The organism is Methylothermus subterraneus (assembly GCF_054656915.1).
Genome location: NZ_BAAHXK010000001.1, coordinates 187720 through 203250 on the forward strand (window position 1 = coordinate 187720; position 15531 = coordinate 203250).

The window sequence follows — 15531 nt, forward strand, 5'->3', positions numbered from 1 at the left end:
ATCATGCCTTGGTGCGAGCTTTCCTGCGTCCTGCCGCGCGATCTGGCCGATGCCGTCTCGGAGTTTCTGGAAGCGCAAGGCGCCATCGCGATCACTTTTGCCGAGGACGGCGACGAGGCCCTGTTCGAGCCGCTGCCCGGCGAGATGCCCCTTTGGCGCTCGCCCCGCCTGACCGCCCTGTTCGAGCTTGGGGTCAACCCCGAAGCGATCCAAGCCGATCTGGCCGCGCGCTTTGGCGATAAGCTCACGGGGTGGCGGCGTCAAATCCTCGCCGATCGGCCTTGGGAGCGGGTTTGGCTTGAGCACTTTAAGCCGCTGAACTTCGGCCGCCTGTGGGTCTGCCCTAGCGGCCAATCGCCCCCCGATCCAAACGCTGTCTATCTGACCCTCGACCCCGGCCTGGCCTTTGGCACCGGCACCCATCCCACCACCGCCCTGTGCCTGCGCTGGTTGGCGGCGCACCCCTTAAGCGGCAAGAGCGTGATCGACTACGGCTGCGGCTCCGGCATCCTAGCGGTGGCGGCTTTGGTGTTGGGGGCCTCGGAGGCGCTCGCCTGCGACCTCGACCCCCAAGCGCTGACCGCCACGCAGGAAAACGCGCGCAAAAATCAAGTCGCCGCGCGCTTGCGCTGCTGTTATCCTGAAGCCATGCCCCAAGTCGCCGCCGACCTCGTCCTGGCCAACATTTTGGCCGATGCCTTGATCGCCCTCGCGCCGACGCTCGCCGCCCACACCCGTCCGGGCGGCTGGTTGGTTCTGTCGGGGATTTTGGAGTCCCAGGCGGAAGCGGTCAAACGGGCCTATCCGGGGTTTGCCTTTCGCCCCCCGGCCGTGGAGGACGGCTGGGTCCTTCTGGCGGGGCAGAGGCAATGACCCTGCCCCGCCTGCGCCTAAAAAAGCGCGAAGACCGGCGTCTGCGCCAAGGCCATCTGTGGGTTTTCAGCAACGAGATCGACACGCAAGCCACGCCGCTCAAAGCGTTTGCCCCCGGGGATCTGGCCGCGCTCGAAGACAGCTCGGGCCGCTTCATCGGCACCGCCTACGTCAACCCCAACGCCTTGATCTGCGCCAGACTGCTAAGCCGCGATCGGGACGAAGCCATAGACTTAAATTTCTGGCGCACGCGGTTGGCCGCCGCCTTGGCGTGGCGAGAACGGCTGTTCCCGACCCCCTACTACCGGCTGGTCCACAGCGAGGGGGATTGGCTGCCGGGGCTGGTGATCGATCGTTTCGATCCAGTGTGCGTGGTCCAGGCCAATACCGCCGGCATCGAGCGCCGCCTAGACGAGATCCTAAGCGCGCTTTCCGACCTCATCCGGCCCAAGGCGATCGTGCTGCGCAACGACTCCCCAAGCCGCGCCCTAGAAGGCTTGCCCGCGCAGGTCGAGGTTCAAGGCGAGTTGCCTGAGGTCGTGTGCGCAGAAGAAAACGGTTTACTTTTCCGCATCGATCCGCTCAAGGGGCAAAAAACCGGCTGGTTTTACGATCAGCGTCCAAATCGCGCGCTGGCGGCCTCTTTGGCCCGAGGCTTGAGCGTCTTGGATCTGTTCTGCTACACCGGAGCCTGGGCGGTGCAGGCCGCGGTCGCCGGCGCCAAGCGAGTGATCGCGGTCGACAGCTCTGCCTCGGCGCTCGCCTTGGCGCAGGAAAACGCCAAGCGCCACCAAGTGGCCGACAAAATCCAATTCGTCCAGGCCGAGGTCTTGGACTTTCTCAAACAGGCAAGGCAAACCGGCGAGCGCTTTGGTCTGATCGTCTGCGACCCTCCCGCCTTCATCAAGCGGCGTAAAGACATCGCCCAAGGCATTCGGGGCTATGGCCACCTCAACCGGCTGGCCTTGACGTGCCTTGAGCGCCCAGGGATCTTGGTGAGCTGTTCGTGCTCGTACCATTTGCCGGCGGCGCAACTGCAGCGCTTGATCGCCCACGCCGCCCAACGCACCGCCTCTAAGATCGCCTTGTTCGCCCAAGGCCACCAAGGACTGGATCACCCCATCCATCCGGCCATCCCCGAAACCGAATACCTAAAAGCCCAGTTTTACCGCGTGTTATGACAACCCCGCGCCTTGAGATCGAATACTGCGCGCGCTGCAACTTTCTCTTGCGCGCCGCCTGGCTGGCCCAGGAGCTTTTGACTACGTTCGCCGAAGAGCTGGGGGAAGTCGCCCTAAAGCCCTCAGGCGGCGGCGTTTTTGAGATCCGCCTCGATGGCGAAATCCTCTGGTCGCGTCAACGCGAAGGAAGGTTTCCCGAGGCCAAGGAGATCAAGCAGCGCGTGCGCGATCGGATCGCGCCGCAAAAATCCTTGGGCCACAGCGACCGTTAACGCACGCGATGCCGCTTCCCTCATTCTTCCTCGCCGGCCAAAGGCCGGCCGCAATGGGGGCATACGCCCTGCCTGCGCAGCCGCCGCCGCAGCCGTTCGTTTTCTAACTCCATCCTGACCTCCTCCGGGTCTAGGCCGTATTCGCGGCTCAAGCGATGCAGGGCGTGGCGCTCCTCTTCCGAGAGCCGACCGTCGAGCAGCGCCTCTTGCAGCCTGAGCCGATAACGCTCGCGCCGCTCTTGCAGCTCGTGGGTGTAGCGGGAAGTCAAAATCGCCGCCGGCAGCGCGACCATCCCCAAACCCACGATGGTGATGAAAATGCCAAACGCCTTGCCCCAGAAAGTTACCGGGACCACATCGCCGTAGCCCACCGTCGTCAGCGTCACCGCCGCCCACCAAATCGCCTGCGGAATGCTGCCGAACGCCTCTGGCTGCACCTCGCCCTCGACCAGGTAGATTCCGCTGGCGGCAAGCACGATCAAGATCAAAAGCATCAAAGTCGCCGCCAGCAAAGTTGGAAACTCGCGGCGCACCACAAAGGCAAGCACCTCCAACGCGGCAAAATAACGCCCTAGTTTGAGCACCCGCACCAGCCGCAAAACGCGCAGCACCCGGGCCTGGTCGCCTACACCCGTCGGTCCGCCAAGATAAAAAGGCAAAAACGCGAGCAAATCGATGAGCGCCATCGGGGTGAGCGCATAACGCAGCCGCCCCCAGACCGGATGCCGATAACGCTCGTCTTCCACGCACACCCAAAGGCGCACAAAGTACTCGAGCGCAAACAAGCCGACCGAGATCCGCTCGAACCAAGCAAACTCGCGCGCCCAGACCCTCTGGTACGTCGGCACCGACTCCAAGACGACCGCCAGGACGTTGAGCAAGATCAAGCTCAAGATCGCCCATTCGACCGCCCGGCTGGCCACGCTCGGATAGCGATGATCTAGGAGATGAAAAACCTTCTGGCGGCTCACGGACATGGATGAGTCTAAGGCAAGGCTGATGTAGAATAGTCCGTCATGAACGACGCTTTGCTTGAGCTTGTCGAAGCTGCCTTGCGCAGTTATGGCGAACCCCACTTGGGGTGCGATCTGTACTCTGCCGGAGCGGTGCGCTCCCTGCGCGTGGACCAAGGCCGCGTCGATCTGGCCATCGAGTTGGGCTTTCCGGCCAAAAGCCAGATTATAGCTTTAACTTCCGCCCTGCAGGAACGCCTGGCTGCGGTGCCGGGAGTGAAGGAAGTCTCGGTGCAAATCGGCTATCGCTGCCTGCCGCACCGCGTCCAGGCCGGCCAGGCTCCCTTGCCTGGGGTCAAGAACGTCCTCGCCATCGCCTCCGGCAAAGGCGGAGTGGGAAAATCCACTGTGGCCGTCAACCTGGCTTTGGCCCTGGCCCAAGAGGGCGCGCAGGTCGGCATTCTGGACGCCGATATTTACGGGCCTAGCCTGCCGCGCATGTTGGGGATCTCCGGACCGCCGACGGTCGAAGGCCAAACCATCGAACCGCGGCGCGCTTTCGGCCTGCAGGCGATGTCCATCGGCTTGCTGGTCGAGGAAGACACCCCCGTGATCTGGCGCGGCCCGATGGCGACTTCGGCTTTGGAGCAGCTGCTCAGGCAGACCCGCTGGCAGGACTTGGACTATTTGATCGTGGACTTGCCGCCTGGAACCGGCGACATCCACTTGACTTTGGTGCAAAGGATCCCAGTGGCGGGGGCAGTGATCGTCACCACCCCGCAGCCGATTGCCTGGCTCGATGCCATGAAGGGCTTGAGGATGTTCGAGAAAGTCAAAGTGCCGGTGCTCGGGATCGTGGAAAACATGAGCGTCTATCGTTGTCCCCAGTGCGGCCACCAGGAGGCGATCTTCGGCCAGGGCGGCGGCGAAGAATTGGCGCAAAAATCCGGCGTCCCGCTTTTGGGGAAGCTGCCTTTGGATCTTCGCGTCCGCGAAGGCGCGGACTTGGGTCAACCCATCGTGGTGGCCGACCCAGAAAGCGCGCTTGCCCAAACCTACGCCGAGATCGCGCGCAGAATGGCGGCGCGCCTGGCTTTGCAGCCTAAGGACTTGGCCGGCAAATTTCCCAAGATCGTGGTAGAGAGAACGTAAATGGCGATCAAATCCGACCGCTGGATCCGCCGCATGGCGGAAGAACAGCGCATGATCGAACCGTTCGAGCCTAGGCTGATCTCGCAGACAGAAGATAGGCGGATTATCTCCTACGGCACTTCAAGCTACGGGTACGACGTGCGCTGCGCCGACGAGTTTAAGATTTTCACCAACATCAACTCGACCATCGTCGACCCCAAGAACTTCGACCCGGCCAGTTTTGTGGACGTCCGGTCCGAGGTCTGCATCATTCCCCCCAACTCCTTTGCGCTGGCGCGGACGGTGGAGTATTTTCGGATTCCGCGCAATGTGCTGGTCGTTTGCCTAGGCAAAAGCACCTATTCCCGCTGTGGGATCATCGTGAACGTCACGCCGTTAGAGCCAGAGTGGGAAGGTCACGTCACCCTGGAATTCTCCAACACCACCCCCTTGCCGGCCAAAATCTACGCTTACGAAGGGGTCGCCCAGATGATCTTCCTGGAGTCCGACGAAGAATGCGAAACCTCCTATGCCGACCGCGGCGGCAAATACCAAGGCCAGACCGGGGTCACCTTGCCCAAAGCCTGATATGAAGGTCAACACCGTCTTGATCACCGGCTGCTCGAGCGGCATCGGCTACGCCACCGCCAAGGGGCTTAAAGAGCGCGGCTATCGGGTATTTGCCGCCGCGCGCAAACCTGAGGACGTATCTCGCCTCCAGGCCGAAGGGTTTGAAGCCGTGCGCCTCGATCTGGACGATTCGGCCAGCCTCAAAAACGCCGTCGCGCAAGTATTGGAATGGACGGGCGGGACTTTGGATGCGCTTTTCAACAACGGCGCCTGGGGACAGGTAGGCGCGGTGGAGGATTTGCGCCGCGACGTTCTAAGATCCCAGTTCGAGACCAATCTGTTTGGCACCCTGGAGCTGACCAACCTCGTTTTGCCCGTCATGCGCCGGCAAGGGTACGGGCGGCTCCTGTTCAACAGCTCGGTGCTCGGGTTCGTCGCCTTGCCTTACCGCGGCGCTTATGTCGCCAGCAAGTTCGCCTTAGAGGGGATAGTGGACACTTTGCGCCTGGAGCTCCACGGCACTAAGATCTATCCGGTGTTGATCGAACCCGGACCGATACTGACTAAGTTCCGCGAGAACGCCTATGTGAAGTTCAAGCAGAACATCGACGCCGAATCCAGCCCCCACCGCGAGATATACCGCCGAATGGAACAACGCTTAGCCACCGAAGGGCCGGTGGTGCCGTTCACCTTGCCGCCGGAGGCGGTGCTGCAAAAAGTCATCTACGCCCTGGAGAGGCCGCGCCCCAAGGACCGCTACTACGTGACGGTTCCAACCTATCTGTTCGCTTTTCTCAAGCGAATCTTGCCCGGACGCGCGCTCGATTGGGTACTGCGCAAGGTCTAGTCTATGGAAGCGCCACGCCGAGTTGAAATCCTAGACACCACGCTGCGCGACGGCGAGCAGACCCAAGGGGTGTCGTTCTCCCCCGAAGAAAAGTTTCACTTGGCCAGAGCGCTGTTGGAGCGCGTGCGCGTGGATCGGATCGAGATCGCTTCCGCCAGGGTGTCGGCGAGGGAGCAGGAAGCGGTCGCTAAAATCTGCGCCTGGGCGGCGGACGAAGGTCTGGCCGAGCGGGTGGAGGTTTTGGGGTTTGTCGACCACACTTTAAGCGTGGACTGGATCTGTCAGGCCGGCGGCAAGGTGATCAACCTGCTCACCAAAGGCAGCGAGAAACACTGCCGGCTGCAGCTCGGCAAGACCTTGGAAGAACACCTAGCCGACATCCTGCGCACCTTGGACTACGCTTTGGCACGCGGCTTGACAGTCAACGTTTATCTGGAAGACTGGTCCAACGGCTACCGCGACAGCCCCGACTACGTCTTCGCCCTGCTGGATAGGCTTAAAGACTTAAACATCCGCCGCTTTATGCTCCCCGACACCTTAGGGGTGATGGCGCCGGAAGAAGTCGCTTCCGCCATCGCCGCCATGGGCGCGCGCTATCCTACGCTGCACTTCGATTTCCACCCCCACAACGATTACGGTCTAGGCACCGCCAATTGCTTGTATGCGGTCCGCGCCGGCGCCAAGGGCGTGCACTGCACCGTCAACTGCCTAGGCGAACGCGCCGGCAACGCCGCGCTCGCGGAAGTCGTGGTGGTGTTGCGGGACAAGCTTGGGGTCGAGCTTGCGGTGGACGAATCACAACTGGTGCGCATCAGCGACATGGTCGAGCGCTTCTCGGGCAAGCGTGTGGCCGCCAATGCCCCCATCGTTGGCGCCGACGTGTTCACCCAGACCGCCGGCATCCACGCCGACGGCGATCAAAAAGGCGGCCTTTACCACAGCCCCTTGACTCCCGAGCGCTTCGGTCGGGTGCGCAGCTACGCCTTGGGCAAGATGAGCGGCAAGGCTTCGCTGCGCAAAAACTTAGAGCGCCTTGGCATCGAGCTGAGCGAGGAGCAGCAGCGCAAGGTGCTCGCGCGCATCGTCGAGCTCGGCGACGCCAAACAGATCGTCACCACCGACGACCTGCCCTTCATCATCGCCGACGTCTTAGAAGGCGAGAGCTATCAGCACATCCGGCTGCTCGGCTGCGCCATTACCTCTGGGCTCGACCTTCCTTCCACCGCCAGCCTGCGGGTGGAGATCGACGGCCAGATCCACTCCACCTCGGGGGCCGGCAACGGCGGTTTCGACGCTTTTATCGACGCGATCAACAAGGTACTGGCCCGGTACGATATCAGGCTTCCCGAGCTTGTAGATTACGAGGTCAGGATCCCTAAAGGCGGCCACACCTCCGCTCTGACCGAGTGCATCATTACCTGGGAGGCTTGCGGCCGCACTCGAACGACGCGCGGGGTTCATGTCAACCAAGTGTTCGCCTCGGTACTGGCCGCTTTAAAGCTGATCAACCTGCTGTTGGAGGAACGGCAGCCTTCCGCAAGCGCCTAGGTCCTTAAAACCCTCGATGGAGGGTATTTGTCGTCGTCTCGGCGCTTGCCCGATCTTGCGAAAAGTGATGGCAAAAAGCCGCGCTGGGATTATCATGATCGGCGTGGACTGGTCACCAACCCGATCGGAGGCGCTTATGAATACGCTAAATCAAACCAAAGTGCTCGAACTCCTCAACCGGATCCTAGAATTGGAACTGGCCGGGGTGGTTCGCTATACGCACTATTCCTTTATGGTTTTCGGCTACCACCGGATTCCCATCGTCTCGTGGATGCGGGCGCAGGCCGAGGAATCTTTAGCCCACGCCCGCGAGGCCGGCGAACTCATCACGCATTTGGGCGGCCATCCTTCTTTGGGCATCGGACCGTTGCTCGAGACGCACAAGCACGACATCGGCGACATCTTGCGCGAATCGCTCGAACACGAGCGCGAGACCTTAAAGGTGTATAAAGAGTTGTTGGCCGAGGTGGCGGGCAAATCGGTTCTACTCGAAGAATACGCCCGCCGCCTGATCGCCAGCGAAGAGTTGCATCAGGGCGAGGTGGACAAGATGCTGCGTAAACCCGGAGACATCAAAACCTACGGAGGCAGCCATGAATGAAGAAAAGCTCAACATGGATATGCGTAAGTTCTTGAAGAAATTCGGCGTGAGCTCGCAGCAGAAGATCGAGTACGCCCTCTTCAAGGCGCTCGAGGAAGGCCGGCTCAAATGCACCGAGAGCTTGGCCGTGAAAGCGCGGCTGGAGCTTCCGGAGCTCAATCTGGTCCACGAAATCGACGGCCAGATCGACCTTCAATGAACGCGCTCTGGCTGGCGGCGTTCGTTTGGCTGGCAAGCGCTGCCCATGCGGCAAGACCCCAAGCCGTCCAGCTCGACCTGGAAGGCCCGATCGGCCCGGCCACCGCCGACTACGTCCGGCGCGGCTTTGACCACGCCCTAAATACCGACGCCCGGCTGCTCATCCTGCGCCTGGACACCCCGGGCGGACTGGACGCCTCGATGCGCGCGATCGTCAAGACGATCATCGCCTCGCCGCTGCCGGTGGTCGCCTTCGTCGCCCCCAGCGGGGCGCGCGCCGCCAGCGCCGGCACCTACATCGTCTATGCCAGCCATATCGCGGCGATGGCCCCGGCGACCAGCATCGGCGCCGCCACCCCCGTGCGCCTGACCGGCCCCGAGCCGGAGCGCGACAAACCCGCGCGCAAACAGCGCGCGCCGGACGCCATGGAACACAAGATGATCAACGACGCGGTCGCCTATCTCAAAGGCCTGGCTAACATGCGCGGGCGCAACGCCGAGTGGGCGGAAAGGGCGGTGCGCGAGGCCGCCACCTTGACCGCCGAAGAAGCAGTAAAGCAAAACGTCGTCGATCTGATCGCCCCGGACGTCGGCGAGCTTTTGCGACGATTGGATGGCCGCAAAGTAAGCGTGCTCGGAAGCCAAATCACTCTTGCCACTTCCGGCCTGACGGTAGAACCATTCCAGCCGGACTGGCGCAGCCGGCTGCTGGCGGTCCTGACCGACCCCAACATCGCCTATATCTTGATGCTGCTTGGGATCTACGGCTTGCTGTTTGAGTTCTCCAATCCCGGCGCGATCGTGCCTGGGGTGTTGGGCTCCATCTGCTTGCTGTTGGCGCTGTTTGCCTTCCAGGTGCTGCCTATCAACTACGCCGGCCTTGGCCTGATCCTGCTCGGCCTTATCCTGATGGTGGCTGAAGCTTTCGTCCCCAGCTTTGGCGTCTTGGGGATAGGCGGCGTCGCCGCGTTTACCTTAGGGTCCATTCTGCTCATCGATACCGACGTGCCCGGTTTTGCCATCCACCTGGAATTAATCTTGGGATTTGCCATCGCCTCGGCCTTGCTGTTCATCTTCGGCGTAGGGATGGTCTTGAAAACCAGGCAAAGGCCCGCCACCACCGGCGCGGAAGAACTCCTCCACCAGCCTGCCATTGCGCTCGAGGACTTTGCGCGCGAGGGCTGGGTCTGGGTGCGCAGCGAACGCTGGCGGGCGGTGAGCGAGAAGCCGGTGCACCGTGGAGAAAAACTTAAGGTACTCAAACTCGATGGCCTGACCCTTCACGTTACCCCCCTTGAGGAGGAAAGCCGATGAACGCCTTGATCGTCGTCCTGATCCTGTTGCTCTTGTTTCTCTTGAGCGGTATCCGGGTCTTGTGGGAGTACGAGCGCGGGGTAATTTTTCTGCTCGGCCGCTTCTACAAGGTCAAAGGGCCGGGCTTGATCTTGGTGATCCCGATCATCCAGCGCATGGTGCGGGTGGACATCCGCACCGTGGTCATGGACGTGCCACGCCAGGACGTGATCTCGCGCGACAACGTCTCGGTGAAGGTGGACGCGGTGGTGTATTTTCGCATCATCGACCCGGCGCGCGCCATCATTCAAGTGGAAAACTACTACGACGCCACCAGCCTTCTGGCCCAGACCACCTTGCGCTCGGTCTTGGGGCAGCACGAGCTGGACGAGATGCTGGCCGAGCGCGAAAAGCTCAACGCCGACATCCAAGCGATCTTGGATACCCAGACCGACGCCTGGGGAATCAAGGTCGCCAACGTCGAGATCAAGCGGGTGGACTTGGACGAGAGCATGATCCGCGCGATCGCCCGTCAGGCCGAAGCCGAGCGCGAGCGGCGCGCGAAGATCATCCACGCCGAAGGGGAAATGCAGGCGGCCGAAAAGCTTTTGACCGCGGCCCGCACCTTGTCCCAACAGCCGCAGGCTTTGCTGCTGCGTTACCTGCAAACGCTGATCGAGATCGCCGGCGACAAGTCCAACACCATCGTCTTCCCTGTGCCTTCGGAAATCCTGGAATTGCTTAAATTACGCGCCGATGATCACCGTCCTGCAGCGGGTGAGCCAAGCTAAGGTCGAAGTTTTAGGCAAGATCGTCGGCGAGATCGGGCTTGGAATTTTGGTCTTGGTCGCCGTCGAGAGGCAAGACACCGAGCGCCAGGCCGAGAGGATGGCCAAGCGCTTGCTCGGCTATCGGGTGTTTGCCGACCCGCAAGGAAAAATGAACCTAAGCGTGATAGATGTTGGCGGCGGAGTGCTTCTGGTCCCGCAGTTCACTCTCGCCGCGGACACGCGCAAAGGGCTGCGCCCAAGCTTTACCCCCGCTGCCGAACCGGCCACCGGCAAGCGCTTATTCGAGTATCTGGTCGAAGCGGTCCGGCGCCGTTATCCCAAGATAGCCACCGGCCATTTCGGCGCCGACATGCAAGTGCACCTCACCAACGCCGGGCCGGTGACTTTCATCTTGCGCGCTACTCCGGACGAATGACGATCTTGACCTTAGCGATTACGTCCGGGTGCAGCTGCAAGGCGACTTCGTGCTCGCCGGTCTGGCGCAAAGGCCCCTGCGGTAACCGAATTTCCTGTCGGGTGACAGGAACGCCTAAGGCGCAGATCGCCTCGGCGATGTTTTGGGTGCCGACCGAGCCGTACAGCTTGCCCTCAGGACCGGCCCGCTGGGTAATGATCACCTCCAGCGCGGCGAGCTTGGCCGCGCGCTCTTGAGCCGCCGCCAAAGCTTCGCTGGCCTTCTTTTCCAGCTCGGCGCGGCGTCTCTCGAACTCGGCGATGCGCTCCGGCGTGGCGCGCACGGCCTTGCCCTGAGGAATTAGGTAATTTCTCGCGTAGCCGGGTTTGACTTTGACACGGGCGCCTAAATCGCCAAGGCCCGCGACTTTTTCAAGTAGGATCAATTCCATAAAGTTACCTCGAGTTTCGTTTCAATCCGATCCGGAATCCCGCGGCACGAACCGACCGCGCCAATCCAACCACGCATCGCTCAAGCCGACCAGCGCGATCGGCAGCAACGCGTGGGGAACAACCAGCAGCAAGCCGTATAATCCAAACAGCCACCCTTTGTGGCCCCGCTCGACGAAAATCGCGTGCAGGATGGCGGTTCCCGCAACGACGTACACCACTCCGAGCACTAAAAGCAGATTGACCACCGCCTCGCGCGCTTGGGCCTCCAGCACCATCGCCGCCCCACTCAAAGCGAGGGCCAAGTAAGCCATGGGTCGGTGCAAACGCAGCCCCAAGAACTCGGCGCGAAATCCCCCCGGGTTGAACAGCAGCGCCTGCAGGTAGCGCGCCAACAGCAAACTTAAGGCCAGGCTGGACACCATGCCGGCAGCCGCGATCCCGGTCATGTAACGCGCCAGCGCCGCAAGCTGGGCTTGGTCGAAGTCGATTTGTCCAGAGAGAAAGCGCAACGCTTGCTGCATTCGGGTTTGCCAAAATCCAGCTACGTCCGCGCCGAGCAGGTACGCCGCGGCGACTCCAACCAACCCCAGCGCCGTTACCAGCTCGAAAGTCCAACCCAGGCTGCGGGTATAGCGCAGCGCCAGCGCGATCGCCCAGATGGGCAGCCAGAGCATCAAGCCGTACCCTGCCGGGAGGGCGAAATTGCTGATCACGATCGCGCCCAAAAGCCCCGCCGCCAGCGCGCTCGCGAGCACGGTATTTAGCCCCTCGCGCCATCCCTGGCGCAAAGTCACCAGCGCTACCACCGCCGCCGCGAGCAGGCTCACAGGCGGTGCCAACAACGACAGCATCAGACAGGTCGCCGCCACGGCGATGGCCTGCATCCGGCTCCGCAGGATGAACTCGGCCAGAAAGCGCATCCTAAAAAGCTATTTGTGGGCGTCGCAGTAAGGCAGCAGGGCTAAGTAACGCGCGTATTTGATCGCCCGCGCCAGCTGCCGCTGGTATTTGGCGCTGGTGCCGGTGATCCGGCTGGGAACGATCTTGCCCGTTTCGGTGATAAAGTCCTTTAAAGTATCGAGATCTTTGTAATCGATCTCTTTCACGCCGGCTTCAGTAAAACGGCAGTGTTTTCGTCTTTTGAGTTGATGCGCCATGGTCGTTTGCCCTTTTCATCAAGACTCGATGCTTTCCTCGTCGGCGACCGCTTCTACCGTGCCTTCGGCTCTCTCTTCGAACTCACCGCTAGGCGGTTCGAGTTTGGCTTCCGCTTCACCCCCCTTGGCCATCGGCGACGGCTCAGTGATAGCTTCCTCGCGCTTGAGGATCAGGTCGCGCAGAATCGCGTCGTTGAAGCGGAAATGGTTTTGCAGCTCCTGGATGGTCTTTTGGTCGCACTCGATGTTCATCAGAATGTAATGCGCTTTGTGCAGCTTTTGGATCGAATAGGCGAGCGGCCTGCGGCCCCAGTCTTCTAGACGATGGATCTTGCCGCCGCGGTTTTCGATCATCGCTCGGTAGCGCTCGAGCATGGCCGGAACCTGCGGGCTTTGGTCGGGATGAACCAAGAATACAATTTCATAATGACGCATGAACGGCTCCTTACGGTTTAAAACAGCTTTCCGCCTCGGGCGGTAAAGCAAGGAACAACAAGAACAGGAAATTTTATCTGTACTGAGTGTGGATCACAAGGTCTTTACCGCCCATCGTCTTCCCCTACGCGGAACCCGTCCCGCCGATACCTAACCTACGCGGCTCACAAGTCTTCGGCGAAAGACGTGCGCGCGGTTGCGTAAGGCTGCGCCTCAGGGATGACGACGATGCCGGAGTCGGTCACGTGGTAGCGGCCGCGGTCGGCCTCCAGGTCGTAACCGATCGTTGCGCCCGCCTCGATGACGTTGTAGCGGTCCACGATCGCTTTTCTGAGCTTGGCGCCGCGCTTGACGATCACGTTGTCCATGAGGATGCAGCCGTCCAGTTCCACCCCCGGTTCGAGCACCACCTCCCGGCGCAGGATGGAGTTTTTCACCTTAGCGCCGTGGATCAGGCAGCCGGCACGGACGATGCTGTTGTCGAGGCAGGCGTCTTGGAATTTGCTAGCCGGCCCTTGGTAGTTGGTGGAAATGATCGGCCACTGAGCGTTGAAAGTGTCAAAGCGCGGGGTGAGGCCCAAAAGGTCCAGATGCGCCTGATAATAAGCGTCCAAGGTGCCTACGTCCCGCCAATAGGCCGGCTCCTCGTAATCGCGCACGCCCGGCACCCGGTTCTGGCTGAAGTCGTAGGCGTACACCTTGCCGCTTGCGACCAGACGCGGCAAGACGTGCTGGCCAAAATCGTGTTCCCTGCGCGCATTGGCCTCGATTAAAGCCTGCTCCAGTACTTCCGTGTTAAATAAGTAGTTGCCCATGGAAGCATAAGCGCGGTTGGGGTCTTGGGGCATGGACGGCGGATTCTGAGGCTTTTCCAAAAACCTTAAGATGCGGCCTTGGGAGTCGGCGTCGATGATGCCAAAAGCGGAAGCTTGTTCGCGCGGGACAGGCAGCGCGGCCACCGTGCAGTCGGCACGGCAATCCAAGTGGAATTCGACCATCTGGCGCACGTCCATGCGGTAGACGTGATCGGCCCCGAACACCAGCACCAGGTCGGGAGAATGCTGGCGAATCAGGTTCAAATTTTGATAGACGGCGTCGGCGGTTCCCTGAAACCATTGCTGCCCTTGGCGCATCTGCGGTGGGACCACGGTGATGAAATGGCCGGGCAAAGTCGGCGGCAGCGCCCACGCCATACGTACATGTTCGATCAGCGACTGCGACTTGTACTGAACCAGAAGGTAAATCGCGTGGATCCCCGAATTGACCAGGTTGGACAACACAAAATCAACGATCCGATAGCGTGCGCCGAAAGGAACCGAGGGTTTGGAACGCTCGGCAGTCAGCGGGTACAAACGGCTGCCCTCGCCACCTGCCATGATGAAAGCAAGGATATTGTGCTTGGCCATGGTTCTCCTCCTCTAAGTAACTGGCTTAAATTCTCGTAACTCCGCCAACGGCCTAGACACCAGATTCAACCTGCGCACTGCGACCTGTCCGATCCGCCGTCCAATCCGTTTAAGGCTACCCTGCGCGCCAATTTAAATCGGGCAGGCGCTCTGATACAAGACGGCGTCGGCTTCCGCCTGGATGCGGCACGCCAGTCCATGCGGGATCAAATAGGACTGGCCGCGGCCGAGAAGCAGCTTACCGGTTTCCCAGGTCAACCGCACCGCCCCGTCCAACACGATACCCAAACGCAGCCCACCCGAGGAGGCATAAACTTGAGCTTGCGGCAATTCCACCCGGCTGAGCACGAATTCCTCCACCGGCGCCGGATAGACCGCCTCCTCCCCCTGCCGCTCAGGGAGCAGCACCTGGGCCGGGCCTCCCTCGAACTTGACGATCTCCAGCAAGGCTTCAATATCCACGTGCTTGGGGGTCAGTCCGCCGCGCAGCACGTTGTTGGAGTTGGCCATCACCTCCACCCCCACTCCCTCCAGGTAGGAATGCAGCTCGCCGGCGGACTGGAAGATAGCCTCCCCAGGGCGCAAATGCAGGAAATTGAGAAGATACAAGGAGAACAGGCCGCGGTCGTGATGCTTCCCCTGGGAGTAAAGCGCATCGGCCTTAAGCAACCAATATTCCCGCCGATCCTTCGGAAACGGCCCTTGCCGGCGCAAGCGCGCAAGATGCGGCGCGAGCAGCCGATCGACTTCGGCCTGCGGCAGCGTCATCAAATACCGGTAAAACGCCTTCAATCCAAGCTCGCCAAACCGCGTAAACAACCCGCGCCACTCGGGAATAGCCGCCAATTGTGCGGCGACTTCGGCTTCGGGGCGAAACCCCTTGAGCGCGTAAAAATCGCTCAAGGCGCACAGCAGCTCGGGCTTGTGGTTGGGATCGCGGTAATTGCGGTGCGCCGCGTTTACGGGAATACCCAGCTGCTCCTCCCGCCTAAACCCCGCCTCGGCCTGGCGCTTGTCAGGGTGGACCTGAATCGACAAAGGCTGGGCCGCGGCTAAGATTTTCATCAGAAAGGGCAGCTGTTCCCGCTCAGGTCCCAGCAAAACTTTAGGGATCGCCTCAAGCAACCGATCCAGCGGCACTTTGTCTTCACCGACCACCGCCTGGGCCATAAGATCAGAATGGGCGCCAATCCAAAGTTCGGCAAACGGCTTGCCTTCAAGATTGGCAAGACCCAACAGGTTCGGGATAAACGCGCGATCGCCCCAGGCGTAATGCTGCACCCCGCAGCACAAGGGCAGCGGCCGAGGCTGCCGCGCCAAAGCGGCGATGGCCGCCCGTTGCCGATCGCAGTCAAGCTCCATTGTCATCTTCACCCCCAGCGAGCGCGGGAAGCGCTTAAAAAGCGCAAGCTTTTCCACCCTAAACCGC

19 protein-coding genes are annotated in these 15531 nt (G+C 61.3%); 12 read left to right on the forward strand and 7 right to left on the reverse strand.

Features of this window, described 5'->3' with window-relative positions; all coding sequences use genetic code 11:
* Positions 1-3: 3 nt before the first annotated feature.
* The 3 genes from prmA to ACYQ3M_RS00930 are packed head-to-tail and all read left to right on the forward strand — an operon-like array spanning position 4 to position 2326.
* Positions 4-873 carry a 50S ribosomal protein L11 methyltransferase gene (prmA, locus tag ACYQ3M_RS00920; RefSeq protein WP_460034163.1) on the forward strand — a complete coding sequence of 290 codons (870 nt, stop codon included), beginning with the start codon at positions 4-6 and terminating at the stop codon, positions 871-873.
* Positions 870-2054, forward strand: coding sequence for a class I SAM-dependent rRNA methyltransferase (locus tag ACYQ3M_RS00925; protein WP_460034164.1), 1185 nt, complete (start codon positions 870-872; stop codon positions 2052-2054). The genes prmA and ACYQ3M_RS00925 overlap by 4 nt, the downstream gene beginning before the upstream one ends.
* Entirely contained in the window at positions 2051-2326 is a 276-nt protein-coding gene (locus ACYQ3M_RS00930; RefSeq protein ID WP_460034165.1) for an Rdx family protein, read from the forward strand. Before ACYQ3M_RS00925 ends, ACYQ3M_RS00930 begins: the two co-directional genes overlap by 4 nt.
* A gap of 20 nt (positions 2327-2346) precedes the next feature.
* Here the strand turns inward: ACYQ3M_RS00930 and ACYQ3M_RS00935 are convergent, their stop codons facing one another.
* Positions 2347-3303 carry a potassium channel family protein gene (locus ACYQ3M_RS00935; protein WP_460034166.1) on the reverse strand — a complete coding sequence of 319 codons (957 nt, stop codon included), beginning with the start codon at positions 3301-3303 and terminating at the stop codon, positions 2347-2349.
* A 39-nt stretch (positions 3304-3342) separates the two neighbouring features.
* Here ACYQ3M_RS00935 and apbC point away from each other — a divergent pair, with 39 nt between their 5' ends.
* From apbC to dtd, 9 genes are all read left to right on the forward strand, one after another.
* Positions 3343-4431 (forward strand): iron-sulfur cluster carrier protein ApbC, encoded by a 1089-nt coding sequence (gene apbC / locus ACYQ3M_RS00940; protein ID WP_460034167.1) that lies wholly within the window; start codon positions 3343-3345, stop codon positions 4429-4431.
* Entirely contained in the window at positions 4432-4998 is a 567-nt protein-coding gene (dcd, locus tag ACYQ3M_RS00945; RefSeq protein ID WP_460034168.1) for a dCTP deaminase, read from the forward strand.
* Between the two features lies 1 nt (position 4999).
* Positions 5000-5827: an SDR family NAD(P)-dependent oxidoreductase gene (locus ACYQ3M_RS00950; protein WP_460034169.1), complete on the forward strand. Its 828-nt coding sequence runs from the start codon at positions 5000-5002 to the stop codon at positions 5825-5827.
* A gap of 3 nt (positions 5828-5830) precedes the next feature.
* Positions 5831-7375, forward strand: coding sequence for an alpha-isopropylmalate synthase regulatory domain-containing protein (locus ACYQ3M_RS00955; RefSeq protein WP_460034170.1), 1545 nt, complete (start codon positions 5831-5833; stop codon positions 7373-7375).
* A 136-nt stretch (positions 7376-7511) separates the two neighbouring features.
* Complete coding sequence (locus ACYQ3M_RS00960) at positions 7512-7976, forward strand: ferritin-like domain-containing protein (protein ID WP_460034171.1); 465 nt, start codon at positions 7512-7514, stop codon at positions 7974-7976.
* Entirely contained in the window at positions 7969-8175 is a 207-nt protein-coding gene (locus tag ACYQ3M_RS00965; RefSeq protein ID WP_460034172.1) for a DUF6494 family protein, read from the forward strand. The genes ACYQ3M_RS00960 and ACYQ3M_RS00965 overlap by 8 nt, the downstream gene beginning before the upstream one ends.
* The gene (locus ACYQ3M_RS00970) at positions 8172-9488 is read left to right on the forward strand and encodes an NfeD family protein (protein WP_460034173.1); all 1317 of its coding nucleotides are present in this window, start codon (positions 8172-8174) and stop codon (positions 9486-9488) included. Before ACYQ3M_RS00965 ends, ACYQ3M_RS00970 begins: the two co-directional genes overlap by 4 nt.
* Positions 9485-10258 carry a slipin family protein gene (locus tag ACYQ3M_RS00975; protein WP_460034174.1) on the forward strand — a complete coding sequence of 258 codons (774 nt, stop codon included), beginning with the start codon at positions 9485-9487 and terminating at the stop codon, positions 10256-10258. The genes ACYQ3M_RS00970 and ACYQ3M_RS00975 overlap by 4 nt, the downstream gene beginning before the upstream one ends.
* Positions 10224-10673, forward strand: a complete 450-nt coding sequence (dtd, locus tag ACYQ3M_RS00980; RefSeq protein ID WP_460034175.1) for a D-aminoacyl-tRNA deacylase — start codon at positions 10224-10226, stop codon at positions 10671-10673. Before ACYQ3M_RS00975 ends, dtd begins: the two co-directional genes overlap by 35 nt.
* Here the strand turns inward: dtd and rplI are convergent.
* From rplI to manA, 6 genes are all read right to left on the reverse strand, one after another.
* Positions 10657-11103, reverse strand: coding sequence for a 50S ribosomal protein L9 (rplI, locus tag ACYQ3M_RS00985; protein ID WP_460034176.1), 447 nt, complete (start codon positions 11101-11103; stop codon positions 10657-10659). The two genes, dtd and rplI, sit on opposite strands and share 17 nt — an antisense overlap.
* A gap of 21 nt (positions 11104-11124) precedes the next feature.
* Positions 11125-12024, reverse strand: a complete 900-nt coding sequence (locus ACYQ3M_RS00990) for a hypothetical protein (RefSeq protein WP_460034177.1) — start codon at positions 12022-12024, stop codon at positions 11125-11127.
* A gap of 9 nt (positions 12025-12033) precedes the next feature.
* The gene (gene rpsR, locus ACYQ3M_RS00995; RefSeq protein WP_460034178.1) at positions 12034-12261 is read right to left on the reverse strand and encodes a 30S ribosomal protein S18; all 228 of its coding nucleotides are present in this window, start codon (positions 12259-12261) and stop codon (positions 12034-12036) included.
* An 18-nt stretch (positions 12262-12279) separates the two neighbouring features.
* A complete protein-coding gene (gene rpsF / locus ACYQ3M_RS01000; protein WP_460034179.1) occupies positions 12280-12696 on the reverse strand; it encodes a 30S ribosomal protein S6 in 417 nt (138 codons plus the stop codon).
* A gap of 164 nt (positions 12697-12860) precedes the next feature.
* Positions 12861-14102, reverse strand: coding sequence for a glucose-1-phosphate adenylyltransferase (glgC, locus tag ACYQ3M_RS01005; RefSeq protein ID WP_460034180.1), 1242 nt, complete (start codon positions 14100-14102; stop codon positions 12861-12863).
* Between the two features lie 132 nt (positions 14103-14234).
* Positions 14235-15470 carry a mannose-6-phosphate isomerase, class I gene (gene manA / locus ACYQ3M_RS01010; RefSeq protein ID WP_460034181.1) on the reverse strand — a complete coding sequence of 412 codons (1236 nt, stop codon included), beginning with the start codon at positions 15468-15470 and terminating at the stop codon, positions 14235-14237.
* Positions 15471-15531 lie beyond the last annotated feature (61 nt).

Excerpts from the sequence above, each read along its gene's own strand:
- rpsF (WP_460034179.1), bottom strand. The coding sequence starts at position 12,696 with ATGCGTCATTATGAAATTGTATTCTTGGTTCATCCCGACCAAAGCCCG.
- ACYQ3M_RS00955 (WP_460034170.1), top strand. The coding sequence starts at position 5,831 with ATGGAAGCGCCACGCCGAGTTGAAATCCTAGACACCACGCTGCGCGAC.
- ACYQ3M_RS00935 (WP_460034166.1), bottom strand. The coding sequence starts at position 3,303 with ATGTCCGTGAGCCGCCAGAAGGTTTTTCATCTCCTAGATCATCGCTAT.
- rpsR (WP_460034178.1), bottom strand. The coding sequence starts at position 12,261 with ATGGCGCATCAACTCAAAAGACGAAAACACTGCCGTTTTACTGAAGCC.
- ACYQ3M_RS00965 (WP_460034172.1), top strand. The coding sequence starts at position 7,969 with ATGAATGAAGAAAAGCTCAACATGGATATGCGTAAGTTCTTGAAGAAA.
- ACYQ3M_RS00990 (WP_460034177.1), bottom strand. The coding sequence starts at position 12,024 with ATGCGCTTTCTGGCCGAGTTCATCCTGCGGAGCCGGATGCAGGCCATC.
- prmA (WP_460034163.1), top strand. The coding sequence starts at position 4 with ATGCCTTGGTGCGAGCTTTCCTGCGTCCTGCCGCGCGATCTGGCCGAT.
- apbC (WP_460034167.1), top strand. The coding sequence starts at position 3,343 with ATGAACGACGCTTTGCTTGAGCTTGTCGAAGCTGCCTTGCGCAGTTAT.
- ACYQ3M_RS00960 (WP_460034171.1), top strand. The coding sequence starts at position 7,512 with ATGAATACGCTAAATCAAACCAAAGTGCTCGAACTCCTCAACCGGATC.
- ACYQ3M_RS00975 (WP_460034174.1), top strand. The coding sequence starts at position 9,485 with ATGAACGCCTTGATCGTCGTCCTGATCCTGTTGCTCTTGTTTCTCTTG.
- dtd (WP_460034175.1), top strand. The coding sequence starts at position 10,224 with ATGATCACCGTCCTGCAGCGGGTGAGCCAAGCTAAGGTCGAAGTTTTA.
- ACYQ3M_RS00930 (WP_460034165.1), top strand. The coding sequence starts at position 2,051 with ATGACAACCCCGCGCCTTGAGATCGAATACTGCGCGCGCTGCAACTTT.
- ACYQ3M_RS00970 (WP_460034173.1), top strand. The coding sequence starts at position 8,172 with ATGAACGCGCTCTGGCTGGCGGCGTTCGTTTGGCTGGCAAGCGCTGCC.
- glgC (WP_460034180.1), bottom strand. The coding sequence starts at position 14,102 with ATGGCCAAGCACAATATCCTTGCTTTCATCATGGCAGGTGGCGAGGGC.
- manA (WP_460034181.1), bottom strand. The coding sequence starts at position 15,470 with ATGACAATGGAGCTTGACTGCGATCGGCAACGGGCGGCCATCGCCGCT.
- ACYQ3M_RS00925 (WP_460034164.1), top strand. The coding sequence starts at position 870 with ATGACCCTGCCCCGCCTGCGCCTAAAAAAGCGCGAAGACCGGCGTCTG.
- rplI (WP_460034176.1), bottom strand. The coding sequence starts at position 11,103 with ATGGAATTGATCCTACTTGAAAAAGTCGCGGGCCTTGGCGATTTAGGC.
- ACYQ3M_RS00950 (WP_460034169.1), top strand. The coding sequence starts at position 5,000 with ATGAAGGTCAACACCGTCTTGATCACCGGCTGCTCGAGCGGCATCGGC.
- dcd (WP_460034168.1), top strand. The coding sequence starts at position 4,432 with ATGGCGATCAAATCCGACCGCTGGATCCGCCGCATGGCGGAAGAACAG.